24 protein-coding genes and 1 pseudogene are annotated in these 23,290 nt (G+C 70.5%); 8 read left to right on the top strand and 17 right to left on the bottom strand.

Going from position 1 to position 23,290, the window contains the following annotated elements; translation table 11 throughout:
- Positions 1–93: 93 nt before the first annotated feature.
- Positions 94–1,389 carry an acetyl-CoA C-acetyltransferase gene (locus ABTY98_RS36955; protein WP_352225506.1) on the bottom strand — a complete coding sequence of 432 codons (1,296 nt, stop codon included), beginning with the start codon at positions 1,387–1,389 and terminating at the stop codon, positions 94–96.
- 77 nt (positions 1,390–1,466) lie between these two features.
- Here ABTY98_RS36955 and ABTY98_RS36950 point away from each other — a divergent pair, with 77 nt between their 5' ends.
- On the top strand, positions 1,467–2,777 hold the full coding sequence (locus tag ABTY98_RS36950) for a 3-oxoacyl-ACP reductase (protein ID WP_352225505.1): 1,311 nt from the start codon (positions 1,467–1,469) through the stop codon (positions 2,775–2,777).
- Positions 2,778–2,883: 106 nt separating this feature from the next.
- The gene (locus tag ABTY98_RS36945) at positions 2,884–3,729 is read left to right on the top strand and encodes a MaoC family dehydratase (protein ID WP_352225504.1); all 846 of its coding nucleotides are present in this window, start codon (positions 2,884–2,886) and stop codon (positions 3,727–3,729) included.
- A 4-nt stretch (positions 3,730–3,733) separates the two neighbouring features.
- Here ABTY98_RS36945 and ABTY98_RS36940 read toward each other — a convergent pair whose 3' ends face one another.
- The 9 genes from ABTY98_RS36940 to ABTY98_RS36900 all read right to left on the bottom strand — a co-directional run bounded on the left by ABTY98_RS36940 (position 3,734) and on the right by ABTY98_RS36900 (position 11,377).
- The gene (locus ABTY98_RS36940) at positions 3,734–4,399 is read right to left on the bottom strand and encodes a TetR/AcrR family transcriptional regulator (protein WP_352225503.1); all 666 of its coding nucleotides are present in this window, start codon (positions 4,397–4,399) and stop codon (positions 3,734–3,736) included.
- A 512-nt stretch (positions 4,400–4,911) separates the two neighbouring features.
- Positions 4,912–5,217 carry a DUF4229 domain-containing protein gene (locus ABTY98_RS36935; RefSeq protein ID WP_352225502.1) on the bottom strand — a complete coding sequence of 102 codons (306 nt, stop codon included), beginning with the start codon at positions 5,215–5,217 and terminating at the stop codon, positions 4,912–4,914.
- Between the two features lie 75 nt (positions 5,218–5,292).
- On the bottom strand, positions 5,293–5,817 hold the full coding sequence (locus ABTY98_RS36930) for a GNAT family N-acetyltransferase (RefSeq protein WP_352225501.1): 525 nt from the start codon (positions 5,815–5,817) through the stop codon (positions 5,293–5,295).
- 16 nt (positions 5,818–5,833) lie between these two features.
- Positions 5,834–6,484: a UdgX family uracil-DNA binding protein gene (locus tag ABTY98_RS36925; protein WP_352225500.1), complete on the bottom strand. Its 651-nt coding sequence runs from the start codon at positions 6,482–6,484 to the stop codon at positions 5,834–5,836.
- Between the two features lie 60 nt (positions 6,485–6,544).
- Positions 6,545–7,708: an aminofutalosine synthase MqnE gene (gene mqnE, locus ABTY98_RS36920; RefSeq protein ID WP_352225499.1), complete on the bottom strand. Its 1,164-nt coding sequence runs from the start codon at positions 7,706–7,708 to the stop codon at positions 6,545–6,547.
- Positions 7,709–7,751: 43 nt separating this feature from the next.
- Positions 7,752–8,207, bottom strand: coding sequence for an Lrp/AsnC family transcriptional regulator (locus ABTY98_RS36915; RefSeq protein ID WP_089099612.1), 456 nt, complete (start codon positions 8,205–8,207; stop codon positions 7,752–7,754).
- Between the two features lie 86 nt (positions 8,208–8,293).
- Positions 8,294–8,938, bottom strand: coding sequence for a UbiX family flavin prenyltransferase (locus ABTY98_RS36910; RefSeq protein ID WP_352225498.1), 645 nt, complete (start codon positions 8,936–8,938; stop codon positions 8,294–8,296).
- A gap of 85 nt (positions 8,939–9,023) precedes the next feature.
- The gene (gene mqnP, locus ABTY98_RS36905; protein ID WP_352225497.1) at positions 9,024–9,929 is read right to left on the bottom strand and encodes a menaquinone biosynthesis prenyltransferase MqnP; all 906 of its coding nucleotides are present in this window, start codon (positions 9,927–9,929) and stop codon (positions 9,024–9,026) included.
- Positions 9,926–11,377 carry a menaquinone biosynthesis decarboxylase gene (locus ABTY98_RS36900; protein ID WP_352225496.1) on the bottom strand — a complete coding sequence of 484 codons (1,452 nt, stop codon included), beginning with the start codon at positions 11,375–11,377 and terminating at the stop codon, positions 9,926–9,928. The genes mqnP and ABTY98_RS36900 overlap by 4 nt, the downstream gene beginning before the upstream one ends.
- 76 nt (positions 11,378–11,453) lie before the next feature.
- Here ABTY98_RS36900 and ABTY98_RS36895 point away from each other — a divergent pair, with 76 nt between their 5' ends.
- Entirely contained in the window at positions 11,454–11,906 is a 453-nt protein-coding gene (locus ABTY98_RS36895; RefSeq protein WP_352225495.1) for a PLD nuclease N-terminal domain-containing protein, read from the top strand.
- Here ABTY98_RS36895 and ABTY98_RS36890 read toward each other — a convergent pair whose 3' ends face one another.
- Entirely contained in the window at positions 11,907–12,854 is a 948-nt protein-coding gene (locus ABTY98_RS36890; RefSeq protein WP_352225494.1) for an SDR family NAD(P)-dependent oxidoreductase, read from the bottom strand.
- Between the two features lie 101 nt (positions 12,855–12,955).
- Between ABTY98_RS36890 and ABTY98_RS36885 the strand changes: the two genes are divergently transcribed.
- Positions 12,956–13,801, top strand: coding sequence for a helix-turn-helix transcriptional regulator (locus ABTY98_RS36885; protein ID WP_352225493.1), 846 nt, complete (start codon positions 12,956–12,958; stop codon positions 13,799–13,801).
- Between the two features lie 554 nt (positions 13,802–14,355).
- On the opposite strand, the gene ABTY98_RS36880 is transcribed toward ABTY98_RS36885, so the two are convergent.
- From ABTY98_RS36880 to ABTY98_RS36860, 5 genes and pseudogenes are all read right to left on the bottom strand, one after another.
- The gene (locus ABTY98_RS36880) at positions 14,356–14,796 is read right to left on the bottom strand and encodes a hypothetical protein (RefSeq protein ID WP_352225492.1); all 441 of its coding nucleotides are present in this window, start codon (positions 14,794–14,796) and stop codon (positions 14,356–14,358) included.
- A gap of 107 nt (positions 14,797–14,903) precedes the next feature.
- Complete coding sequence (locus ABTY98_RS36875; RefSeq protein ID WP_352225491.1) at positions 14,904–16,835, bottom strand: Ig domain-containing protein; 1,932 nt, start codon at positions 16,833–16,835, stop codon at positions 14,904–14,906.
- 345 nt (positions 16,836–17,180) lie between these two features.
- A complete protein-coding gene (locus ABTY98_RS36870) occupies positions 17,181–18,275 on the bottom strand; it encodes a phosphatidylinositol-specific phospholipase C domain-containing protein (protein WP_352225490.1) in 1,095 nt (364 codons plus the stop codon).
- Positions 18,276–18,403: 128 nt separating this feature from the next.
- Positions 18,404–18,514 (bottom strand): annotated as a pseudogene (locus ABTY98_RS36865) (DUF397 domain-containing protein); the annotation flags it as partial.
- Positions 18,483–19,397 (bottom strand): helix-turn-helix domain-containing protein, encoded by a 915-nt coding sequence (locus tag ABTY98_RS36860; RefSeq protein WP_352225489.1) that lies wholly within the window; start codon positions 19,395–19,397, stop codon positions 18,483–18,485. The pseudogene ABTY98_RS36865 and the gene ABTY98_RS36860, both read right to left, overlap by 32 nt.
- Before the next feature lie 114 nt (positions 19,398–19,511).
- Here ABTY98_RS36860 and ABTY98_RS36855 point away from each other — a divergent pair, with 114 nt between their 5' ends.
- Positions 19,512–20,150 (top strand): DUF7848 domain-containing protein, encoded by a 639-nt coding sequence (locus ABTY98_RS36855; RefSeq protein ID WP_352225488.1) that lies wholly within the window; start codon positions 19,512–19,514, stop codon positions 20,148–20,150.
- Here the strand turns inward: ABTY98_RS36855 and ABTY98_RS36850 are convergent.
- Positions 20,147–20,500 carry a winged helix-turn-helix transcriptional regulator gene (locus ABTY98_RS36850; protein WP_352225487.1) on the bottom strand — a complete coding sequence of 118 codons (354 nt, stop codon included), beginning with the start codon at positions 20,498–20,500 and terminating at the stop codon, positions 20,147–20,149. The two genes, ABTY98_RS36855 and ABTY98_RS36850, sit on opposite strands and share 4 nt — an antisense overlap.
- A gap of 132 nt (positions 20,501–20,632) precedes the next feature.
- Between ABTY98_RS36850 and ABTY98_RS36845 the strand changes: the two genes are divergently transcribed.
- From ABTY98_RS36845 to ABTY98_RS36835, 3 genes are all read left to right on the top strand, one after another.
- Positions 20,633–21,283, top strand: coding sequence for an FMN-dependent NADH-azoreductase (locus ABTY98_RS36845; RefSeq protein ID WP_352225486.1), 651 nt, complete (start codon positions 20,633–20,635; stop codon positions 21,281–21,283).
- A 124-nt stretch (positions 21,284–21,407) separates the two neighbouring features.
- Positions 21,408–21,656 carry a chaplin gene (locus ABTY98_RS36840; protein WP_352225485.1) on the top strand — a complete coding sequence of 83 codons (249 nt, stop codon included), beginning with the start codon at positions 21,408–21,410 and terminating at the stop codon, positions 21,654–21,656.
- A 151-nt stretch (positions 21,657–21,807) separates the two neighbouring features.
- A complete protein-coding gene (locus ABTY98_RS36835; RefSeq protein WP_352225483.1) occupies positions 21,808–23,202 on the top strand; it encodes a purine-cytosine permease family protein in 1,395 nt (464 codons plus the stop codon).
- Positions 23,203–23,290: the final 88 nt, after the last annotated feature.

Here is a 23,290-nt window from a genome sequence, read left to right as displayed (position 1 = left end):
GGGTTGTGGGGTTTCGGGGATGGTACCGGGCCGGGCCTGTGCAATCCCGAAGGTTACGTGAGGGTCACTCACATTAACCGCCACCAGCGGCGATCACGGCCGTTCCAGGATCGCCGTCACCCCCTGGCCACCCGCCGCGCAGACGGAGATCAGGCCCCGCCCCGGACTCTCCCGCTCGGCCAGCGACTTGGCAAGGGTCGCGACGATCCGGGCGCCCGTGGCGGCGAACGGATGCCCGGTGGCCAGCGACGACCCGACGACGTTCAGCCGCTCCCGGTCGACGGCGGGCAGCCCGCGCTTCTCCCAGGCCGCCAGGGTCGCAAGCACCTGCGAGGCGAAGGCCTCGTGCACCTCGATCAGATCGAAGTCGGCCGCCAGGTCGAGCCCGGCCCGCTCCAGCATGCGCGGCACCGCATACGCCGGGGCCGTCAGCAGCCCGTCCTCGCCGCCCGCCACATCGCCGTATACGAAGTCGACGGCGGCGGTCTCGTGGGCGGTCAGGTACGCAAGCGGTTGCAGCCCGTGGGCGGCCGCCCAGTCGTCGGAGGCGAGGAGCACCAGCGCGGCGCCGTCGGTCAGCGGGGTCGAATTGCCCGCAGTCATGGTGGGGTCGGGGCCGTCGGTGCCGAACACCGGTTTGAGACGGGCGAGTTTCTCCGCCGTCGAGTCGGGCCGGAGGTTCTGGTCCTGGGACAGACCGCGGAACGGCACCACCAGGTCGTCGAAGAAACCGCGTTCGTACGCAGCCGCCAGCCGCCGGTGGCTGGTGGCCGCCAGTTCGTCCTGGGCCTGCCGGGTGATCCCCCAGGCACGGGCGGTCACCGCCGCGTGCTCGCCCATCGACAGACCGGTGCGGGGCTCGGCGTTGCGCGGGATGTCGGGGACGAGATGGGCGGGCCGGACCTTGGCGAGAGCCGCGAGCCGGCCACCGAGGGACTTCGCGCGGCGGGCTTGGAGCAGGATCCGGCGCAGCTCGTCGTTGACGCCGAGGGGCGCGTCGCTCGCGGTGTCCGCACCGCCCGCCACCGCCGAGTCGATCTGGCCGAGGGCGATCTTGTTGGCGGCGGCGACGATCGCCTGCAGTCCGGTACCGCAGGCCTGCTGGATGTCGTACGCCGGGGTGCGCGCGTCCAGCTTCGAGCCGAGGACGGTCTCGCGGGCGAGGTTGAAGTCACGGGCGTGCTTGAGGACGGCACCGGCCACGAACTCGCCGACGGCACCCGGCCGTTCGAGCCCGTACCGGTCGACGAGTCCGTCCAGCGCGGCCGTCAGCATCTGCTGGTTGGAGGCGGTGGCGTACGGACCGTCGGAGCGGGCGAAGGGAATCCGGGTACCCCCGATGACGGCGACCCGGCGAGGCAACGGCGGCGCGGGCTCCTGGGTGCTCATCTCGACCTCTCCTCACCCCGTGACATAGCATTACCTCCGGTAACCTTACTCCAGAGTAAGCCTGTGGGGGCTGGGACATGGCAGACCGCTATCTGAGTTTCACCGGCACCGCGCCCGGTCGTTTCCTCACCCGGAGGCTGGGGCTGCCGCAGCCGGCGCAGCTGGTCCGCTGGTCGGCCGAACGCCCTCGCCTCGAAGGCGGGTTGCTGCACCTGGCCGCCGGGAAGCCCGACCCCAACCTGGCGCCGGTGCTGGCCCGGACAGGGCTGCGGACGGGCACGGGCGCCGAGGACTCCCCCGTCGCCGTCGTCCTCGACGCCACCGGCGTACGGGACGTCGAGTCGCTCGGCGAGGTGCACGCGGCCCTGCACCCGGTGGTGCGGTCGGTGGCCGCGAGCGGCCGGGTCGTCGTGCTGGGCGCGCCACTCGACCCCGCCGACCACCACCAGGCCGCCGCCCAGCAGGCCCTGGAGGGGTTCACCCGGTCCCTGGGCAAGGAGATCGGGCGGGGCAGGACCGTGAACCTGGTGCGGCTGGCGGACGGGGAGGCCGCCGAGTCCACCCTGCGGTTCCTGCTCTCGCCCAGGTCGGCGTACGTGAGCGGGCAGGTGATCGAGGTCGGCGCGGGCGCCTTCGCCGTGCCGGACGACTGGGAACGGCCGCTCGCCGGGCGGACCGCGCTGGTCACCGGGGCCGCGCGCGGGATCGGCGCGGCCGTCGCCGAGACGCTGACCAGGGACGGGGCACGGGTGGTCGTACTCGATGTACCGGCCGCCGAGGCGGACGCCCGCGCGCTTGCCGAACGACTGGGGGGCAGCGCCCTCGCGCTCGACATCACCGCCGCGGACGCCGGGGCGCGGATCGCCGACGCGCTGCCCGAGGGCCTGGACATCCTCGTCCACAACGCGGGGATCACCCGGGACCGGCGGCTGGTCAACATGCCTGCCGAGCGGTGGAGTTCGGTCCTGGACGTGAATCTCGGGAGCGTGCTGCGTACGACGGACGCGCTGCTGGAGCGGGGGGTGATGAAGACCGGGGGTCGGATTGTCGCCACCGCTTCCATCGCCGGGATCGCCGGTAACGCGGGGCAGACCAACTACGGCGCCGGCAAGGCGGGGATCGTGGGATTGGTGCGGGGGCTGGCGCCCCGGGCGGCGGGCGAGTACGGGGTGACGGTGAACGCGGTCGCGCCCGGTTTTGTCGAGACGAAGATGACCGCCGCGATTCCGTTGGTCATCCGGGAGGCGGGGCGGCGGATGAACTCGCTGGCGCAGGGTGGGGTGCCGGGGGATGTGGCCGAGGTGACGGCGTGGCTGGTGCAGGGCGGGTCGGGGGCCGTCAACGGGCAGGTTGTGCGGGTTTGCGGGCAGAGCCTTCTGGGGGCGTGACCGTTGTGTGGCATGTGCGGGTGGGTGGGGGCTGGTCGCGCCCAGGCGGCGGCGGCCGCCTGTCGATACAGCCCCGCACCCCTGAAAACCTCGCCGGTGTTGAAAGGTGAACTCTGTGATCGTGCTCAGCAGCGCGCCCTCCCTCACCCCCCTTCTCGCTCGCGGTGCCCTGCGGTCGCCGTTCAAAAGGCCCGGCGCCGGTGTTGAATTTCCGCGTACCCGGCTGGTTCTCCCCGGCCTTCGGCCCGATCTCGGCAGGCTCGCCGCCTATGAACGTGTCTGCGGATTCGCCACCGGAGATGACGGGATGCCTGTCACCTATCCGCACGTGCTCGGGTTTCCCCTTGCCATGCGGCTGATGAGTGAGCGGGAGTTTCCGTTGCCCCTGCTGGGGCTTGTGCACACGTCCATCGAGATCTCGCGGTACGCGGAGATGCCGGCCGACGGGATCTACGAACTCTCCGTCCATGTCGCCGGGTTGAGTCCGCATCGGCGGGGGACCGAGGCCGTCCTCGTCACCGAGGTGCGGGGTGGCGAGGCCGTCGTATGGGAGTCGCGGAGCAGGTATCTGGCACGGCACCGGACCTCGCACACGGCCGAGGCCTCCCGGGAGGAGCCGGCGCCACTGCCCGCCGTCGCCGAGTGGCGGATCGCCGCGGACGTCGGGCGGCGGTACGGGGCCGCGTCCGGTGACCGGAACCCCATTCATCTGCACCCGCTCACCGCGCGGCTCTTCGGGTTTCCCAGGGCCATCGCGCACGGCATGTGGACCGTGGCCCGGTGTCTCGCCGCCCATGGGGTGCCCGAACGTGCGCGCGTGGAGGCGGAGTTCAGGGCGCCGGTGCTGCTGCCGGGGACGGTGACGTACGCGGCGGAGGGGGGACGGTTCGAGTTGCGGAGCGGGTCGGGGCGGGTGCATGTGCGGGGCGGTGTTCAGCCGCACCCCGGCTGATCGTTCACCCTGTGCTGTGCGGAGAAGGCGTTTGCGCCGGTGCCCAGGGGTGTCCGTCCATCAGGTTGCCCAGGCCCGCCCAGGCGAAGTTCATCAGGGTCGCCGCCGCCTCGTGCGCGGTGACCCCGGGGGTGCCGTTCGCCCAGGCGGCGAGTGACTCGGCGGCGCCGACCAGGGCCTCCGCGAGACCGGCGACCTCGCATTCGGGCAGGTCGGGGTCGCGGTGCGCCTCGCGGGCGGCGACGACGATGAGCTGGGTGACGAACGCGACGATCTCCTCGCGCATCGCGGCCACCTCGGCGGCGAACGGCTCGCCGTGGGTACGGGCCTGGAGATGCAGCACGGACCAGGCGTCGGGGTGGGCGGCGGTGTGGGCGAAGAACGCCTGGAGGCCGTCCCAGAGCTGGCGGTCGGCGGGCAGATCACGGTGGACGCCGGTGCGGACCGCCTCGGTCAGCGCCTTGGCCTCACGGCGGATGCACGCCGTGAACAGGTCTTCCTTGGAGTTCAGGTAGAGATAGACCAACGGCTTGGAGACACCGGCGAGTTCGGCGATCTCGTCCATGGACGCGGCCATGTACCCGCGCCGGCCGAAGGTCCGCACGGCGGCGTCCAGCATCTGCTGCTCCCGGACCGCCCGCGGCATCCGCTTGGTCTTCACGGCACCCATGGGGCAAAGCCTAGGGGGTGTCGTCTGGATCAGGTCGGCTGTGAGGTGCGGTACGTCTTGGCCGAGCCGAGCGGGGTCTGGTGCGTGCGGCTGCAAGGCGGAGGAGGCGTGGACATCAGCCTCCCCCATCGCGGCGGGCGACGCGGTGGGGGCACCCCGGTCGCGTCCCGCGAGGTGGTGTAAGCGATCATGCGCCTTGCCCTCCGCTACGCGGCTCGCGTCGATCTCTCCCTCGGCGCGGCGCGCGAAGTGCCCCGGTGAGGCGCCGGGACGTCCCCCGCCGGCCGAAGTGCCAGGCGTGACCTGCGAGTTCCGGTCCTTTGATCGCCTACACCACATGGCGGGACGCCACCGGCACCACCCCCGGCCGAAGGCTGAGGGGGCGTCGGCGAGTGACGACAACGCCGCTGGGCCCCCTCTGGGGGAAGTGCGTGCCAGACCCCGCGACGTCGGCGTGATCCAGACGACACCCCCTGAGTTGGGCCCGGGGGGTTGGGAGGCGGGCGTGCGGGTCAGGAGGTCTGGCTCTGGACCGGGGCCGTCGCCTCGTCGACCGCCTCGTCCTCCTGGCTGCGGTTGGCCTCGATGTTGGCCTTCATCCGGTCGACCCGCCGCGCGACCTGGACCGAGGCGCGGTCCCGCTCCTTGCGCAGCACGATGAAGCTGATCGGTGCCGACAGGACGAGGGAGAGCAGCAGGACCCACAGAAGGTTGGAGTCGCCGAAGCCACGCGGGAACGCGCCGGCGTAGACGAGGCCCCAGACGACAAGGAGGCAGCCCGCGAAGATCCCGAGGCGCATCAGCGTGTAGCGGAGCATCTCAATCCAGTCTTCCGATGACGAAAAGGGGCACCGTCCAGTGAAGCACGGCGCGGGACGGATCTTGCAGCGGGGTCAGCGGAGCGGCAGCAGCATGGTGATGTCGTCGCGGTCGTCGCCGGGGGCGACGCGGATCGCGGCGGGGACGCGGCCGACCTCCTGGTAGCCGCAGGAGCCGTAGAACCTCTCCAGGCCGTGCCCGCCGCGGCAGCCGAGGCGTATCGCGTCTATGCCGTCGAACCCGCGGGCCGCGTCCGCGGCGGCCGCGAGCAGGTCGCGGCCGTAGCCCTGTCCCTGGTGCTTCGGGTGCACCATCACCGTGTACAGCCACACCCAGTGCGTCATGAGCCGGTGCGTGTTGAAGGAGAAGAAGGCGGTCGCCGCGACCTGGCCGGTCTCGTCGTGGCCGACGAGGAGCCGGTGGCGGCCCTCGGCCATGGCGACGAGGTGCCTGACCAGTTCGGGGCGGATGTCCTCGGGGGTCACCGGGGCGACGAAGCCGACGGCTCCGCCGGCGTTGGACACGTCCGTCCACAGGTCGAGGATGCCGTCGCGGAGGGCGGGTGTGACGGCGGGATCCAGGGTGAAGGTAAGGGGCATGGGCGCATGGTATCTATTACGACAGCGCTTGTGCAGCCACCTTCAGATCGGCGACGAGTCCTTGGTAGGCCTGCTCCCGGTCGTCGGAGCGCAGCACGGAGGAGGGGTGGACGGTGGGCACGAGCCGCTCCGTCCGCCCGTGGATCTCCCGCTCCAGTACGGTCCCGCGTACGTCGCCGACCCGGAACGAGGACCCGAGCAGGGCCTTGCCCGCGGTGGCACCGAGGACGACGACCAGTTCCGGCGCCACGACGGTCAGCTCGGCGGCGAGCCAGGGGGCGCAGGCCGACATCTCCCGCAGGGTGGGAGGCTTGTGGATACGGCGCTTACCGGGTTCGGCCCGGGTGAACTTGAAGTGCTTGACGGCGTTCGTGACGTAGGCGTCGGCCGGGTCGATGCCGGCGTCTTCGAGGGCCTTGCCGAGCAGCCGCCCGGCGGGCCCGACGAAGGGCTCTCCCTGCCGGTCCTCCTGGTCACCGGGCTGTTCTCCGACGAGCATCACCCGGGCGTGCGCCTTGCCCTTCCCGAAGACGGTCTGGGTGGCGTCGCGGTGCAGGGGGCAGCCACGGCAGTCGGCGGCGGCCCGGCGGAGAGCGGCGAGGCTGAGCCGGTCGGGGAGGAAGGGGGCGGCGGTGTAGGCGTCCTCCGGCGATTTGGTGGCGGGCATGAGCACCGGGTACCCGCCGTGAGCCGCGTCAACTACATGGCTGCGCCCACCCCGCCGGGCTCACACCCGCATCGGCTGCGGGGACTCCCGACGGGCCGGGTCCGCACCGTCGTACTCGCGGATGATCTCGTACCGCGTGTTCCGCTCCACCGGCCGGAAGCCGGCGTCGCGGATGAGGTCCAGCAGGTCCTCGCGCGTCAGCTTGTTCGGCGTGCCGTAGTTGTCCGCGTCGTGGGTGATCTTGTACTCGACGACCGAGCCGTCCATGTCGTCGGCGCCGTGCTGGAGCGCCAGCTGTGCCGTCTGGACGCCGTGCATGACCCAGAAGACCTTGACGTGCGGGACGTTGTCGAAGAGGAGACGGGAGACCGCGAAGGTCTTGAGGGCCTCCGCCCCCGTCGCCATCTGCGTCCGCGCCTGGAGCCGGTTGCGTACCTTGCCGTCCTTCATGTCCACGAAGTCGTGCTGGTAGCGGAGCGGGATGAAGACCTGGAAGCCGTTCGTCTCGTCCTGCAGTTCGCGCAGGCGCAGGACGTGGTCCACCCGGTGGCGCGGCTCCTCGATGTGGCCGTAGAGCATGGTGCAGGGGGTCTTGAGCCCCTTCTCGTGCGCGAGCCGGTGGATGCGCGACCAGTCTTCCCAGTGCGTCCGGTGATCGACGATGTGCTGCCGGACCTCCCAGTCGAAGATCTCCGCGCCGCCGCCGGTCAGGGACTCAAGACCCGCGTCGATCAGCTCGTCGAGGATCTCCGAGGCCGACAGGCCGCTGATCGTCTCGAAGTGGTGGATCTCGGTGGCCGTGAAGGCCTTCAGCGAGACGTGCGGGAGGGCCGCCTTCAGTTCGCGCAGCGACCGCGGGTAGTACCGCCACGGCAGGTTCGGGTGCAGGCCGTTGACGATGTGCAGCTCGGTGAGGTTGTCGCTCTCCATCGCCTTGGCGAGCTTCACCGCCTCCTCGATGCGCATCGTGTACGCGTCCTTCTCGCCCGGCTTGCGCTGGAACGAGCAGTACGCGCAGGACGCGGTGCACACGTTGGTCATGTTGAGGTGACGGTTGACGTTGAAGTGGACGACGTCGCCGTTCTTCCGCGTCCGCACCTCGTGGGCGAGGCCGCCCAGCCAGGCCAGGTCGTCCGACTCGTACAGCGCGACGCCGTCCTCACGGGTCAGCCGCTCACCGGCCCTGACCTTCTCCTCCAGCTCACGCTTGAGTCCGACGTCCATGCCCGCACCACACCTCTCCACGACGACTCCGACAACCGTACGTCTACGCCTCTTCGGGCAGTTCCCCGACCCGGTTCTCCCACTTCGTGGACAACACGATGGTGGTACGGGTCCGGGAGACGCCCTTGGTTCCGGACAGCCGCCGGATGGTCTTCTCCAGGCCGTCGACGTCCGTCGAACGCACCTTGAGCATGAAGGAGTCGTCGCCCGCGATGAACCAGCAGTCCTCGATCTCCGGCAGGTCCCGCAGCCGCTGTGCCACGTCCTCGTGGTCGGCCGCGTCGGAGAGGGAGATGCCGATCAGGGCGATGACGCCGAGGCCGAGCGAGGCCGCGTTGACGGTGGCGCGGTAGCCGGTGATGACACCGGCCGCCTCCAGCCGGTTGATGCGGTCGGTGACGCTGGGTCCCGACAGTCCGACAAGGCGCCCCAGCTCCGCGTACGAGGCCCGGCCGTTCTCCCTCAGGGCCTGGATGAGCTGCCTGTCCACGGCGTCCATGCGATCGAAGCCTTCCGCTGAAAGTTCCCGAAGTAGATGAGAGGTACTGCAGAGGTGGTGCCGGGTACTGGTCCTGCCGGGTTGCGCTACTTGCCGCCGCCCCCGAGGTCGCCCTCCCAGCGGCGGTACAGCCGGTGCCCAACGCCCGCCGCGTCCAGCACCCGCCCGGCGACGAAGTCCACCAGGTCCTGGATGTGCGTGGCGCCCGCGTAGAAGGCCGGGGAGGTGGGGACGACGACCGCCCCGAGGTCGTCCAGGGTGACGAGGTGACGCAGGGTCTGACCGTTCAGCGGGGTCTCGCGGACGGCGACGACGAGCGGGCGGCGCTCCTTCAGGTTGACACTGGCCGCCCGCTGGAGCAGGTCCTTGGAGAGGCCGAGCGCGACCCCGGCGACGGCGGCGGTGGACGCCGGCACGATCAGCATGCCCCTGGTCCGGTACGACCCGGAGGACGGCCCGGCGGCCAGGTCCCCGGCGTTCCAGTACCGCACCCGCGCCAGGTCCACCTGGAAGGTCCCCGGCTTGCCGTCGGCGCCGCGGGCCAGCCATTCCCCCAGGTCGTCCTTCCAGTGCGCGTCCCGGAAGGAGATCCCGGTCTCGTCCAGCAGGGTGAGCCGCGAGGCCCGGCTGACCACCAGGTCGACGCTCTCCCCCGCCGTCAGCAGCGCACGCAGCACCGCGGCCGCGTACGGCGTACCGGACGCCCCGGACACCCCCACGATCCAAGGCACGCGCTGCGTTTCTCCTGCGTTCACACCTTGAGCGTACCGGCGTGCCCGACCGAGTTCAGGACGGGGCCGGGCGGGCCGACGGTACTCAGACCGTCAGGCCCCGGACCAGCAGGTCCAGCAGGGCGCACACGAAGAGGGCAATGCCGATGAAGCCGTTGACGCTGAAGAAGGCGCGGTTGAGGCGGGAGAGGTCGTGGGGGCGGACGATGGAGTGTTCGTAGGCGAAGGCGCCGGCGACGATCACCAGGCCCAGCCAGAAGAACCCGCCCGCGTCCGTCACCACGGCGTACCAGACGAACAGCCCCGTCGTCACCGCGTGGCACACCCGCGCGCCCCAGATCGCGGCCGGGACGCCGAAGCGGGCCGGGACGGACATGACGCCGATCTCGCGGTCGGTCGTCACGTCCTGGCAGGCGTAGATCAGGTCGAAGCCGCCGATCCAGATGCCGACGGCGAGGCCGAGGATCACCGCGTCCCAGGACCACTCGCCGGTGATCGCGAGCCAGCCGCCGATCGGGCCCATCGCCTGGGCCAGGCCGAGGATGGCCTGGGGGAAGTTCGTGAACCGCTTGCCGTAGGGGTAGACCACCATCGGGATCACCGCGACGGGCGCGAGGGCCAGGCATAGGGGGTTCAGGAGGGCCGCCGCGCCGAGGAAGACCACCACCGCGATCAGCGCGCCGGTCCAGGCGTGCCTCACGCTCATCGCGCCGGTGACCAGCTCACGGTGGGCCGTACGCGGGTTCCTGGCGTCGATCTCGCGGTCGATGATCCGGTTCACGGCCATCGCGAACGTACGCAGGCCGACCATGCAGATCGTGACCAGGAGCAGCCGCGCCCAGTGGATGTTCCTGTCCCACTCGAACATCGCGGTCAGCGCGGCGATGTACGCGAAGGGCAGGGCGAAGACCGAGTGCTCGATCATCACCAGGCGCAGGAAGGCCTTGGTGCGCCCGGGTTGCTGCGGGAGTGCCGCGGAGGCGGAGCTCACAGGCCGTACTCCTTCCAGCGGCGGTCGACCGTCGCCGCCGTATCCGGGTCCGACAGGACCATGTCCGGCCAGCCCCCGTCCCTGGTGTAACCCTCCTCGGGCCACTTCTTCGTGGCGTCGATGCCCGCCTTGCCGCCCCAGAACTGCTGGTAGGAGGCGTGGTCGAGGTGATCGACCGGGCCTTCGACGACCGTGAGGTCACGGGCGTAGTCGGTGTTGCCCAGGGCCCGCCAGGCGACCTCGTGCAGGTCGTGGACGTCGCAGTCGGAGTCGACGACCACGATGAGCTTGGTGAGGGACATCATGTGCGCCCCCCAGATCGCGTGCATGACCTTCTGCGCGTGCTTCGGGTACTTCTTGTCGATCGAGACGATCGCACAGTTGTGGAAACCGCCTGCCTCGGGGAGGTGGTAGTCCACGATGTCCGGGATGATGATCTTGAGGAGGGGGAGGAAGAATCGCTCGGTGGCACGGCCCAGGGGTCCGTCCTCCGTCGGGGGGCGGCCTACGACGATCGACTGCAGGAGCGGCCGCTTCCGCATCGTCACGCAGTCGATCTTCAGCGCGGGGAACGGTTCCTGCGGGGTGTAGAAGCCGGTGTGGTCGCCGAAGGGGCCCTCGGGCAGCATCTCGCCCGGCTCCAGCCAGCCCTCCAGGACGACCTCGGCGTTCGCCGGGACCTGGAGCGGGACCGTCTTGCAGTCGACCATCTCGATCCGCCGGCCCGCGATGAACCCGGCGAACAGGTACTCGTCGATGTCTCCGGGGAGCGGGGCGGTCGCGGCGTAGGTCACGGCGGGCGGGCAGCCGAAGGCGATCGCGACGGGCAGCCGCTCTCCCCTCCTCGCCGCCACCTGGTAGTGGTTGCGGCTGTCCTTGTGGATCTGCCAGTGCATGCCGATCGTGTTCCGGTCGTGCCGCTGGAGCCGGTACAGGCCCAGGTTGCGGATGCCGGACTCGGGGTCCTTTGTGTGGGTCAGGCCCAGGTTGAAGAAGGAGCCGCCGTCCTGCGGCCAGGTGAACAGCGCCGGGAGTTGGTCCAGGTCCACGTCGTCGCCGTGCAGGACGACCTCCTGGACCGGGGCCTCCTTGACCTTCTTCGGCGGTACGTGGGCCATCGCGCCGAGCTTCCCGAAGGCCTCCCGGACGCCCACGAAGCCGTGCGGGAGTTCGGGGCGCAGCAGCCCGCCGATCTTCTCGGAGATCTCGCCGTACGACTTCAGGCCGAGGGCCTTGAGCAGGCGCCGGTCGGTGCCGAAGACGTTCATGGCGAGGGGCATGCTGGAGCCGCGCACGTTCTCGAAGAGCAGCGCGGGTCCGCCCGCCTTCTGCACCCGGTCGACGATCTCCCCGACCTCCAGATACGGGTCGACCTCGGCCTTGACACGCTTGAGGTCTCCCTCGCGTTCCAGTGCCCGGAGCAGGGAGCGAAGATCGTCGTAAGCCATGCGTCCCAGTATCGGCCACCCGGGGTCCCGGCCCGGTCACCGCCCCCTGTGATACCCCCTGCGATACTCGGCGGCCGTGACAGTCCGCCGCCGGATCCGCCGGACACCGCTGCTCGCCCTGCTGCTCGTGCTCGCCGCCTGTGCGCCCCGGCAGGAGGCCGGTGGCTCGTCCGTCTCGCCGCTGACCCCCCTCCGAGTCGAGGCGACCCGTCATGCCCGCGGCCCCGTCACCGGACGTCGCCCACCCGCTACCCTGGCCGCCATGCTCAGGTATCTGCCTTTTCTGCTGGTCCTCGCGTTGTGGATCTACGCCTTCGTGGACTGCCTGAACACCCCCGAGGACGAGGTCCGCGCCCTGCCCAAGCTGGCCTGGGTGTTCGTCATCCTGCTCTTCGGCGAGGTGCTGGTCGGCCCGGTGGCCTGGCTGGTCGCGGGCAGGGCACGGCAGCCGCGCGAGCGGTGGGTCGCGCCGGACGACAACCCGGAGTTCCTGAAGTCCCTGAAGCCGGACGATCCGCGCACCGACTGATCAGGCGCGGGTGTCCGCCCGGTCCATGAGCTGGGCGGTGGCCGCCCACAGCCGGCGTTCCCGCTCGCGGTCCCGGGCGACCGGCCGTACCTCCCGCACCTTGTCCTTGACCACGAACGCGCCGTCGCGCAGGCGCGCCCACTCGTCGTCGAGCGCGATCGAGGCCAGCTGGGGCCCGGAGCGTTCCGCGGTGGACACCCCGGGGAGCCGGGCGAGACCCCGCCCCATCGCCTGAGCGGCCGCGGGCATTCCCCGGCCCAGCGCGGTGCCGGGCATCCAGCCCGGCTCGAACACCGAGACGTTGATGCCGGACCCGGCCTGGCGCTGGAGTTCGTGGGCGTAGTAGAGGATCGCCAGCTTGGCGTTGGAGTAGGCGACGCCGGAGGCCTTGAAGCCCGGTTTCTTCGCTCCGTTCGCGGGCCTGGCGAGCTCCAGGGGATCGTGCCACTCCGCGCCGGGCACGCCCATGATCCGCCGGGGGAGGTTGGCGTGGTAGGTGTTCGAGCCGAGCAGCACGACACGGGCGGGCGCGGTGAGTGAACCGAGCAGATCGCCGATGAGCTGGGCGTGGGCGAGGTAGTTCACGGCGAACGTCAGCTCGTAGCCGTCGGCGGAGGCGGTGCGGGTGTCGGCCGACATGGCGCCCGCGTTGGCGATCAGCGCGCGCAGCGGCCGTACCGCCCCGGCGTCGAGCAGGTTCCGGACGGTGGCCGCCGCGGCCCGCACATCGGCGAGCCGGGCCAGGTCGCAGCCGATCTCGCGGACCTGCGCGCCCCGCGCCCGGGCTTCGTCGGCGATCCGGGTGAGCTCCGGTCCGCCGCGGCCGACCAGCAGCAGGTCGGGGCGTGCGCCGTCCGGACGGCCGGCCAGAGCGAGGGTGGTGGCCCGGCCGAGGCCACGGGTCGGGCCGGTGATCAGTACGGTTCCGGTTTCTGCGGTGGTGGTCATGCTCCGAGCGTCGGAGAAGGCGGGAGGGGCAGCCAGCCGCCCCCTTGTCATAGGACTGCCGGGGCCAGGACAAGGAGTGGGCCGCCGCGCACACTGAGCGTGTGGACAACTGGGAGTTCGGCCGTATGGTGCGCCGCTGGCGTGATCGTGTCGCGCCCGAGACCGTCGGTATTCCGGCCGGCCGGCGCCGGCGGGCGACCGGGCTGCGGCGCGAGGAGCTGGCAGGGCTCGCCGGGATCTCGGCCGACTATCTGACCCGGCTCGAACAGGGTCGCTCGACCGCGCCCTCGGCACAGGTGGTGGAGGCGCTCGCGCAGGCGCTGCGCCTGTCGGACCCGGAGCGTGACCTGCTCTTCCGGCTCGCCGGTCACACCACCCCCGGCCCCGACGTCGTCCCGTCCCGGGTCACACCGAGCGTGCAGCGGCTGCTCGACCGGCTGTCGTACACGCCGGTCGTGGTGTACGACGCCACCTGGACGCTCGTCCTCGCCAACGCGCCCTTCGACGCGGTGATGGGCGAGACCTCGTCCTGGCGCGGGATCGAGCGCAACGCCATCTGGCGCAACCTCCTCGGCCCCGGCAACCGGGTCGTGCACACCGCCCAGGAGCAGGCCGACCACGAGGCGCGGCTCGTCGCCGACCTGCGGCTGACCGCCTCCCGCTACCCCGCCGACCGGACGCTACGACGGCTGGTCGCCGAACTCACCGCCCAGAGCCCGCGGTTCGCCGAACTCTGGGACGCGGACGGCCCGCCCCCGCTCCCCGACCCGTCGAAACAGAAGGTCGTCGACCATCCGGCGGTCGGCCGGATCACCCTCGACTGCGACACCCTCTTCGTCGTCGGCGACGACCTGCGTATCTCGGTGTACACCGCCGAGCCCGGCACCGAGGACGCCGACCGCCTCGCGCTCGCCGTCGTCCTGGGCACCCAGTCGCTCGTCGAGTGACCCCGCCGCTGGAACACCTGCGGCGGAACGGGACCTGAACAGCGCCGGCCTGACAGGCTGTCACGACATACCGAGGCCGGCGTATCCCTGGTAGCGCGCCCTGTGGGGTGTGCTCACCCGCTCGGATGCGCTCGGCGAGCAACGGGTTGCGGGGCTGTGCATGGTGAGTCCATGAACACTTCACCTCGCCTCAAGAAGGCTGTTTCCAGGATTCCGCGAGCGTTCGCGGTGAGTGCCGCCGTGGGCATCGCTTGTGCGGCGGGTATGGCAACCGCCACGTCCGCCGTGGCCGCGACGCCCGCCACGCACGCCGCCGCGAAGGTCACCCCAGCCCACGGCCACGGCGGCGGGGAGGGGGACGACATGCAGTGCGGCAATGGCCTCCTCCCCATCCTGAACTTCTGTAACTGACGGACAACTGAAGAAGTCCACCCACCCACACCAGGGCGGTCAGGAACAGGGGCATGACCCCTCTCCCTGACCGCCCTGCCGACCGTGCTGCCGCCGGAGTGAACCGGCCCGGCTACAGCGGGAGGTGGGCGGAGCGGCGCCGCCTATCCACGGACCTTCACCGTCACGGTGTATCGGCCCTCGTCGCCGGTGCAGCGGCGGGCCTCGCCGCAACTGGTGCGGTGGGCTGTGATGTCTGCCGAGCCGGCCCGTGCGGCGCGCAGGGTGAGTTCGACAGTGCCGCATCCGGAGCCCGGGACACAGGTGTGGGCCGGTGCGACCCGCGAGGTGCCGACGGCGGTCAGGACATCCGGCGTTCCGCTGGTGAGGCCGGACCAGTAGGTGTTGTGCAGCGTGACCACCAGCGAGGTGCCCACCATGGCCGAGACAGTGGTGTGGTTGGCGCGCTCGTCCAGCCGGAGAGGTGCTGGCGCCTGCGTGGTCGGTGCGGCGGACCGCGCGGCGTCGGAGCCGCAGCCCGAGATGGCGGCGAGAGCCAGGCAGGCGGCGAAGCGGAGTGCGAAGTGGGTGCGCGGGGACGCCATGAACGAGACCCCTTCCAGGCGGTTTGCGTCGATGGGACGGTTCCGCCCCGGCCGGGGTTCCCTGCCGGGGCGGAACGCGTCGTGCCGTGCCCAGGGGGCCTGGTGGGTCAGGAGGCGTTGAGGGCGGTGTCGTCGACCACGAAGCTGGTCTGCAGGCTGGAGTCCTCGGTGCCGGTGAACTTCAGCGTGACCGTCTGACCGGCGTAGCTGGAGAGGTTGAAGGACTTGAGCGCGTAGCCACTGGCCGCGTTCAGGTTGGAGTAGGTGGCCAGGGTGGTGCTGCCGACCTGGACGGTCAGCTTGTCGTAGGCCGTGGTCGTGGTGGTCTCGGCGGTGTCGATGTGCAGGTAGAAGGAGAAGGTGGCGCTGCACCCGGCGGGGATGGTCACCGACTGGGACAGGGTGTCGGTGTGGGTGCTGCCGTAGCCGTCCAGCCAGGCCTTCCAGCTGCCGGAGTGGGCGGCCTCACCGCTGGAGTTGTCGACGACGCCGCTGCTGGCTGTCCAGGGGGAAGCGGTGCCCGTCTCGAAGCCCGGGTTGCCGAGCTTCTGCCCGGCGCCGGTGCAGCCACCGCCGCTGGTGCTGACGGTCCAGGTGAACGAGGTGCTGCCGGAGGCGCCGGTACCGTCCGTGGCGGTGACCGTGACGGAGGAGGTGCCGGCCGTGGTCGGGGTGCCGCTGATCTTGCCGCTGGAGGAGATGCTGAGCCCGGCCGGAAGCCCGGTCGCGGTGTAGGTGAGGGTCTGGCCGGAGGCGGAGTCGGAGCCCGTCAGCTGGAGGGACACGGCGGTGCCCACGGTGCTGCTCTGGTTCCCGGGGTTGTTGACGGTGACCGTGTTCCCGGTGCTGCCGCCGACGATCGCGTGGGTGATGGCGCACGAGTTGGTGTCGTTGGACCAGCTGGCCTGCTCGGCGAAGGTGCCGGTGCCCATCGTGACGTTCGCCGCTCCACCCGTGCTGCCCGGCGAGATCCAGGCGCATTCGTCGGCGTTCTCCTGGCCGTTGTACGAGCTGCCGGTGTGGTTGGTCCAGCCGCCGGCCGGGTTCTGGTCCGACATCATCTCCTGCCACTCGTGGCCGAGCGTCATGGTCCAGCCGTCGAGTGTGCCGGGCGAGTTGACGAACCCGACGCCGCAGCCGGCGCCCGAGTCCATGTTGTACGGCTGGTTGCTGAAGGCGATGTCGCCGACGGTCGAGGAGACCGCACCACCGGTCAGCGTGGTGTCACCGTTCCAGTCGTGCCAGGCGCAGTACTGGCCCTGGTAGCTGTCCGGGTTGGTGCCGTGGGGCGACAGGATCACGTAGTACGCGTCGCGGTTGGCGGCGGCCGTGGTGTTGCCGAAGTGGCTGGCCGCCTTCACGGCCTCGACACCGAGCTGGTGCCCGGTGGCGGCACTCGGTGACGCGGCCGAGTTGTCGTACCAGGCGCCGGCGAGCACGCCGCCGCTCTGGTACGGGACGAAGTTGGCGTTGGAGGGACAGCTGGTGGCGCCCGAGGCGACGTTGGGGCCGTCGCACCACTGGGTCAGGTCGGCGGACCACCGCTCGTTGCCGGTGCCGATGCCCTTGAACATCTCCTGGGCGACGGGGGCGGCGCCCGCCGAGTCGCCGGAGAAGGTCAGGTCTCCGCTGCCGTTGGTGCTCTGTGTGCCCCACTGCGTGCCGTAGAACACCAGGTAGACCTTCGAGTGGCCACTCTGGACACCGATGCCGTCGATGCCGCCGCCGTAGGACAGCGTCTCCGGCCCGGTCGCCGCGGTCGCGGCCGGGTGGGCGGCAGCCCAAGCCTTCATCTTGGCGTGCTGCTGGAGGGTCGGCACCACGCCGTGCCGATACGCGTGCTGGTGCGCGGGGCTGTAGGGGTTGGCGACGGAGGTGCTCGGCGCGGGGGATGCCGTCGGTGCGGCGGCCGCCTGGGGCGCGGCGGCCAGCATGCCGCCGTTGATCAGGGCCGCGGCCGACAACAGGGCGGTGGCCCCGCGGCGGGTGAGCCGTCGGAGCCGGTCGGGTCTCGCGTGGTCGTTGTTCTGCGATCGCAAGAGACTGCCCTCCATGGGGATCCATGCTCATGTGTCAAGAGCATGACAATTGATCGCTTTCGGACGGCACGTATCACTGTGCCGGTGGGCTGTGAGTGGCGCGCGTCCTTGGCTGTGAGCTGTCACCTCGTCAGTGGTGGCCTGGCCGAAAATAGTGACCCCCACCCCAAGGCAGTACCGGGCATTGGTAAAACCTGTGCTTCAACTGTGGATTTCTCAAGCGTCAACCATCACGCGAGGGACGGGAGTTGACTTACGGGACCCTCGGGGAGACGGAGCGGCGGCGCCCCCACGGCCGGCGGGAGCCGTGGGGGCGCCTGGTCCTACCGCGTGACCGCTGTCGGGTCAGCCGCGGGGTACGACCATCGACTGGACGTCGGACAGGCCACGCCAGTCGTTGGACGCGACCGTGGCGTGCGCCTTGGCCAGTTCGGCGATCCGGGCCCGGGCGTCCGCGTCCGAGGGGTTGGTGGCGTCCAGGGTGGGCGGCACGTTCTGGGCGTCGGTCATGATCAGCAGGTAGTGGTGGGTGTCGTACCAGCTCGTGTCGATGGAGCCGCCGAGGTACGTGGCCGCGTCGCCGTCGAACGCCACGAACCAGGGGCGCAGCGAGGTGTCGGAGTAGCGGGTGCGCGGGTCGCCGGCCTGGGCGTTGTGGACCGAGGGGAAGATGTTCGCCTGTGCGGTCTTGCCCTGGGTGTGCAGGTCACGCAGGTAGCCCGCGTACTCCTTGTCCGTCCACAGGGTGTCGGTCGGGTTGTTCTCCTCGACGGTGCCCGGAATGATCTCGAAGATCACCTTGCCGGCGAGCGCCTGCCGGGTCGGCCAGTTGTTGGCGGCGGCCGCGTCGTCCAAGGTGGCGTACTGGCCGCCGCCGGCCTTGTTGAGCAGGTCGTTCGGCTTGAAGACCAGGTTGCCGAGGTGGCTGCTGATCGACTGGTCGAGCTTGGCCGGGCTCATCCCGAGGCTGGCCTGGAAACCGGCCTTCATCTCCAGCTTGATGATCAGCGGGGCATGCCCCGGGTGCGCGCCGAGCCAGACCCGTACGTCGTCCAGGCAGCTTTCCAGGTCCTTGTTGGCGCCGCCGGTGTAGAGATCGGCGGGGGTGGACGCGTTGACGCAGTTGTTGCTGTTGCTCGTCGGGCTGTCGTGGCTGACCTTCCACTCCTGGGTGAAGAAGTCGTCCCAGACGTCGAGTTCGATCATCGAGGTGCCCGTGTCGAGCGCCTGCGCGAGGTAGGTGAACGCGGCGGGGTCATAGGTGTTGTGCAGGCCGGACGTGGTGGCGCCCGAGAGCGGAAGCGTTTCCGTTCCGGTGGTGCCGGCGACTGCCGTGCCGCCGCCAACGCCGAGGATGGGGAACGCCAGGCAGACGGCGAGCGCGCCCATCAGTGCCGTACGCAGTCCAACGGAAACCCGGCGGTTCGACTGACCGGTCACGTGTCCTCCAGTGAGTGGCTTTGTGTCAGGACGTTGACGGCCACGCATGAATCGACGGAGACATGACACGTAATGCGGTGGGGACTTCCGCTGTCAGCTTCATCGCTCCAGCGGTATGCGGAAGTCGGTCAGCGCCGGACGCCACCCACGAACGCGGCCCAGGCGCTCCGCGCGATGAGCAGGACCGGGCCGTCGGGGTTCTTGCTGTCACGGACGGGGACGACGGAGGTGAACTCGGGGGCGAGTTCGAGGCACTGCCCGGCGTCGTCGTCGCTGTAGCTGCTCTTGATCCAGGTCGCCGCACTCAGCTGGTGATGGGTCATGGTCGCCGTACTCCTTCATCAACTTGCCGATCAGAGCGGCGGATTCACGAGTCGACAGGGTGTCCGCCCTGAGCACATCATAAATTCGGCTCATCGCGGCATAGACCTCCGGGTCGTTGTTGAAGTAGCCATGACTCAACGACTCCGTGTAGATCCAGCGTTCGGCGTCCGGCATGGTGACCAGCGACACCGGGCGGTTGGGGCGCACCAGGTCGAAGCGACCGGCCGGGGCCATCTGGATGCGGATGTTGGGGAGTTGTCCCAAGCTCAGCAGGTGCGCGCACTGATCCCGCATCACGGCGGGACTGCCCACCGCATGACGCAGACAGCTCTCGTCCAGCACGGCGACGAACATGGGTCCCCCTTCGGCGAGGTAGCGCGGCTGTCGGCCCAGCCGGGCCCTGACCCGGTTTTCGAGCAGTTCACCGGAGGCTCGCCGAGAGAGCAGAGCCCGCGCGTAGTCCGGTGTCTGCAGCAACCCAGGCACGACCATGGTCTGGTACTGGTACATCGCGACGGCCTTTGCCTCCATCTCCACCCACCGCCCGAACCAATCCGGATGCTCCACCTGCGGATACCAGTCCACCCGCCCCCATAACCGCATCAACACCCCACCCGTGCGCAGGACTTCGTCGCACTTCTTCACGAACGAGTCCTGCGGTACCCGCGTCCCCGCCTCCACCCGCGCCACCAACGACCGGTCGCACGGGATCTGTTTGGCCAGCGCCTCCTGGGAGAGGAACGCGGCCTCGCGGAAGTGCCGCAGCAGCTCTCCGAAGAACTCGGCATTGGTGGTCACAACTCTGGCCCCCTCCGTGACAGCGCCCGGTGGCACACCTCAGGCATTGATACCGACGGTGCCCGTCCGCGACGCTCGATACACCCAGAGTTACGAAGTGGCGTCGGAGCGCACATGACTGAACACACCGAAAACGGGATCGAAGCGGGAACGGTCGTTTACGACACCCGTATGAACAAGGTCGGCGAGTACCAGGGCAAGGCAGGGCCGTACGCCTCGCTACGGCCGCTCGGCGGCGGCCGGGAGTGGGAGGCGCGGCCGGAGTCGATCCGCCCGGCGACGGCGGAGGAACGGCTCAGCGCTGAGGTGCGGGCCGCCAACCACCGTTCCAGCGGGTTCGCTTACCCGGTCATGGACGCCCCGGCCCCGGAACCGGTGCCCGGCTGTGCCGCCTGCGCGGAGTTCGCCGCGCAGCGGGAGGACGCCGCGGCGCGGTCGGACGCCAGTACCGCCACCGACGCCGCCGTGCTGCTCCGCAGGCACCTCCGCCGGGACCACTGGGGCACCCGTCCCCGCCGCATCTTCCGTTTCGTGCCGTACCTGATCGCCCAGGACGACACCGCCGAACCGGAGTACGAGGCGTACTGCGTGTCCGGGGAGGAAGCGGACTGCGGGGCGGCGTCCGGGCCGTGCGGGTCTCCGGAGGCCGTGGAGGAGTGGCAGCGCCGGCACACCCAGGAGACCCGGCACCTGCGTTACCGGCGCAGCTTCAGCGACTACGCGGTGCTGGAGCCGCAGGCCGCCGCCCGCTAGCAGGACGGGGTGTCCGGCAGGTGATCCTTCGCCCACTCGCCGAGTTCCTTGAGGGAGGGCCCAAGCGCGGCGCCCGCCGCCGTGAGGCGGTAGGAGACGCGCAGCGGGGGCCCTTCGTCGACCTCGCGTACGACGAGTCCCGCGGCGCCGAGTTCGGCGAGGCGGTCGGAGAGCATGCGTTCGCTGATGCCGGGGATGGCGCGGCGGAGGCTCGCGAAGTGGGCGGGCTGGCCCATCAGGACGGACAGGATCGGGCCGTTCCAGCGCTTTCCGAGCACCTGGAAGACGCGCGTGATGCCGGCGTCCACACCTTTGCACTGTCCCGAGTCATGGGCCTGCTCCACCGCCATGGAATCAGGGTACAGGCCCACCACGAGATAGGGGTAAAAAAAAGTAAGTACCTATGTTATCTATAGCTGAGTACGAATTCTTAGCCCCCGCGTCTCGCGCAGGGCTCGTTTTCCCGCTGTCTGGAGACACCCATGGCCACCCTTCTTCACATCGACTCGTCACTCCTCCCGGGCGAGGCCTCCGCCTCCCGTGCCGTCACGGACGCCTTCCGCACTGCCTGGCAGGAGCAGCACCCCGGCGGCACGGTGATCTACCGCGACCTCGCGGCCGACCCGGTTCCGCACATCACCGCGGCCGCCCACAGCGCCGGTTTCGCCGATCCCGCCACGCACACGCCCGAGCAGGCGGACGCCTTCGCGGACCGGGTGAAGCTGATAGAGGAACTGGAGCAGGCGGACGCGGTGCTCATCGGCGCTCCGATGTACAACTTCACGATCCCGTCCACGCTCAAGGCGTGGCTGGACAACGTGGTCATGTTCGGCCGCACGATGGGCGAGACCCCGTCCGCCAAGGGCACGCCGGTCACCGTCGTCGCCAGCCGCGGCGGCTCGTACGCGCCGGGCACTCCGCGGGAGCCGTTCGAGTACGTCCAGAACTACCTGGCCGCGGTGCTCGGCGACGGCCTCGGCCTCGAAGTCGACTTCATCGTGCCGGAGCTGACCATGGCCCCGCAGAACCCGGCGATGGCCGAGCTCGTCCCGCTCTACGAGGCCTCCCGTGAGCGGGCCCTGCAGGAGGCGGCGACCAAGGGCAAGACCCTGGCGGAGCGTCTCGCCGCGTAGCCCCGGTCCACCGTGGATCGCGCGGGTTGCACCGTGGATTGCGCCGATCGGCCCAGCAGCACATGCGGTCCCGGTTGCGGGCGGTTGTGATGGACGCGTTCTCACCCCCTAACAGGAGGCCTTCATGCGCATCCGAGCCCTCGCCGCCACCGGCGCTCTCGCCACGGCTCTCGTCCTCGGCGGCACCGCCGCCGCCTACGCCGACGGTGGCACCGGCGCCAGCGCCAGCGGCACCGCGGTCGGCAGCCCGGGCGTACTGTCGGGCAACGTCGTCCAGATCCCGATCTACATCCCGATCAACGTGTGCGGCAACACCGTCAACGTCCTCGCCCTGCTCAACCCGGCGGCCGGCAACGTGTGCGTAAACGGCTGACGGACGACCCGTCAGCTCCAGTACGGGGAGCTCCGGAGGCGACGAGCCTGCGGCGCTCCCCGCGTGCGTGCAGGGTGTACGCCGGTGGGCCGTCCGGAACGGACAATGCGCCCCTGGGCCGGACCGGGCGCGATCCCGACACTTACCTCGTATGACGACTGCTCCCGCCGGTTCCACCACCAGTATCGCGCCCGAGTACGGCGACCGGGTCATCGCCGTGGAGGCGGCGGGCTCGGAACCGATCCCCGACGCCGAACGCCACGGCAGCCCGCTCCAGCTCCTGTGGACCTGGGCGTCCCCCAACATCGAGTTCGCGACCGTCTACATCGGCGTGATCGCGGTCCTCTTCTTCGGCCTGGACTTCTGGACGGCGACCGCCGCGATCCTGCTGGGCACCGCGATCGGCGCGGTCACGCAGGGTGTGCTGTCGCTGGACGGGCCGCGGTTCGGCGTCCCGCAGATGGTGATAGGGCGCTTCTCCTTCGGCTACCTCGGCAACATCCTGCCCTCCGCCGCCAACGGCCTGCTCGCGGGCGTCGGCTGGTTCGCGGTGAACAGCGTGAGCGCCGCCTTCGCCCTGAACACGCTGACCGGCCTGCGACCGCTCCCCTCCCTCCTCCTGGTCGTGGTCGCGGAGATCCTGATCGGGTTCATCGGCCACAACTTCGTGCACACCTTCGAGAAGTACGCGTTCCCGGCCCTCGCGGTGGTCTTCCTGCTGGCCGGGGTGTGGACCTTCAAGGACGCGGACCTCGGCGGGGGCGGCTCGGGCGGCGGCGTCGGCGGCTTCCTGCTCGCGTTCAGCGCGGCCTGGGGGTACGCGGCCGGCTGGAACCCGTACGCCACGGACTACTCGCGCTACCTCCCGCGCACGGCCGGCAAGGTCAAGACGATCGTCTATCCGGCGCTGGGCCTGTTCGTGTCGGTCTCGATCGTCGCGGTCATCGGCGCGGCCTCGGCGACGATCGTCGCACCGAAGGACGCCACCCCGACGGCGGCCTTCACCGGCCACCTGCCCGGCTGGCTCGGCGACCTGGTGCTGCTCGCCATCATGCTGGGCGGGGTCTCGGCGAACGCCCTCAACGTGTACTCCGGGGCGATCTCCATCGCCTCCTTCGGCCTGAAACTCCCCACGTGGCTGAGCCGCAGCGCGCTGGTCGTGGTCTCGGGCATCGCCGGTACGGCGGCGGCCTGGGCCTCGCTGGACGACGCGGGGGCGGCGTACGAGGCGTTCCTGCTGGTCATCGCGTACTGGGTGGCGCCCTGGCTGGGGGTCGTGCTGGTCGAGCGGTGGCTCCAGGGCCGTACGGCGACCGACGCGGAACTGGCCGGCCGGCTGACCGACCGCTCCTTCACCAACTGGCCCGGTCTCGCCGCCCTGTTGATCGGCGTCGCGGTCTCCGTCCCGCTCTTCTCCAACCAGGAGGACTTCGTGGGCTGGGTGCCGAAGCACCACCCCGCCTTCGGCGACATCACCCCGGTGGTCGGCTTCGCGGTGAGCGCGCTGCTGTACGCGGCGCTGCGGCGGCGCCCGCGGGCCTCCTAGACGAGTCTTTCCGAACACGGTCAGTGGTCATAGGCGGTCAGTGAGCGGCTGACCGCCTGCCCGGTCTGGAAGTTGTGCCAGATCGCGG

This window comes from Streptomyces sp. NPDC096040, assembly GCF_040303265.1.
Lineage (GTDB): Bacteria > Actinomycetota > Actinomycetes > Streptomycetales > Streptomycetaceae > Streptomyces.
Note: the sequence above shows the minus strand (reverse complement) of the source record. Positions and strands in the feature narration are given on the sequence as shown.

What these genes read in the sequence shown, in the direction of transcription:
- ABTY98_RS36955 (WP_352225506.1), bottom strand. Translation starts at nt 1,389, where the DNA reads ATGAGCACCCAGGAGCCCGCGCCGCCGTTGCCTCGCCGGGTCGCCGTC.
- ABTY98_RS36950 (WP_352225505.1), top strand. Translation starts at nt 1,467, where the DNA reads ATGGCAGACCGCTATCTGAGTTTCACCGGCACCGCGCCCGGTCGTTTC.
- ABTY98_RS36940 (WP_352225503.1), bottom strand. Translation starts at nt 4,399, where the DNA reads ATGGGTGCCGTGAAGACCAAGCGGATGCCGCGGGCGGTCCGGGAGCAG.
- ABTY98_RS36935 (WP_352225502.1), bottom strand. Translation starts at nt 5,217, where the DNA reads ATGCTCCGCTACACGCTGATGCGCCTCGGGATCTTCGCGGGCTGCCTC.
- ABTY98_RS36930 (WP_352225501.1), bottom strand. Translation starts at nt 5,817, where the DNA reads ATGCCCCTTACCTTCACCCTGGATCCCGCCGTCACACCCGCCCTCCGC.
- ABTY98_RS36925 (WP_352225500.1), bottom strand. Translation starts at nt 6,484, where the DNA reads ATGCCCGCCACCAAATCGCCGGAGGACGCCTACACCGCCGCCCCCTTC.
- mqnE (WP_352225499.1), bottom strand. Translation starts at nt 7,708, where the DNA reads ATGGACGTCGGACTCAAGCGTGAGCTGGAGGAGAAGGTCAGGGCCGGT.
- ABTY98_RS36915 (WP_089099612.1), bottom strand. Translation starts at nt 8,207, where the DNA reads ATGGACGCCGTGGACAGGCAGCTCATCCAGGCCCTGAGGGAGAACGGC.
- ABTY98_RS36900 (WP_352225496.1), bottom strand. Translation starts at nt 11,377, where the DNA reads ATGGCTTACGACGATCTTCGCTCCCTGCTCCGGGCACTGGAACGCGAG.
- ABTY98_RS36890 (WP_352225494.1), bottom strand. Translation starts at nt 12,854, where the DNA reads ATGACCACCACCGCAGAAACCGGAACCGTACTGATCACCGGCCCGACC.
- ABTY98_RS36880 (WP_352225492.1), bottom strand. Translation starts at nt 14,796, where the DNA reads ATGGCGTCCCCGCGCACCCACTTCGCACTCCGCTTCGCCGCCTGCCTG.
- ABTY98_RS36855 (WP_352225488.1), top strand. Translation starts at nt 19,512, where the DNA reads ATGACTGAACACACCGAAAACGGGATCGAAGCGGGAACGGTCGTTTAC.
- ABTY98_RS36850 (WP_352225487.1), bottom strand. Translation starts at nt 20,500, where the DNA reads ATGGCGGTGGAGCAGGCCCATGACTCGGGACAGTGCAAAGGTGTGGAC.
- ABTY98_RS36845 (WP_352225486.1), top strand. Translation starts at nt 20,633, where the DNA reads ATGGCCACCCTTCTTCACATCGACTCGTCACTCCTCCCGGGCGAGGCC.
- ABTY98_RS36840 (WP_352225485.1), top strand. Translation starts at nt 21,408, where the DNA reads ATGCGCATCCGAGCCCTCGCCGCCACCGGCGCTCTCGCCACGGCTCTC.
- ABTY98_RS36835 (WP_352225483.1), top strand. Translation starts at nt 21,808, where the DNA reads ATGACGACTGCTCCCGCCGGTTCCACCACCAGTATCGCGCCCGAGTAC.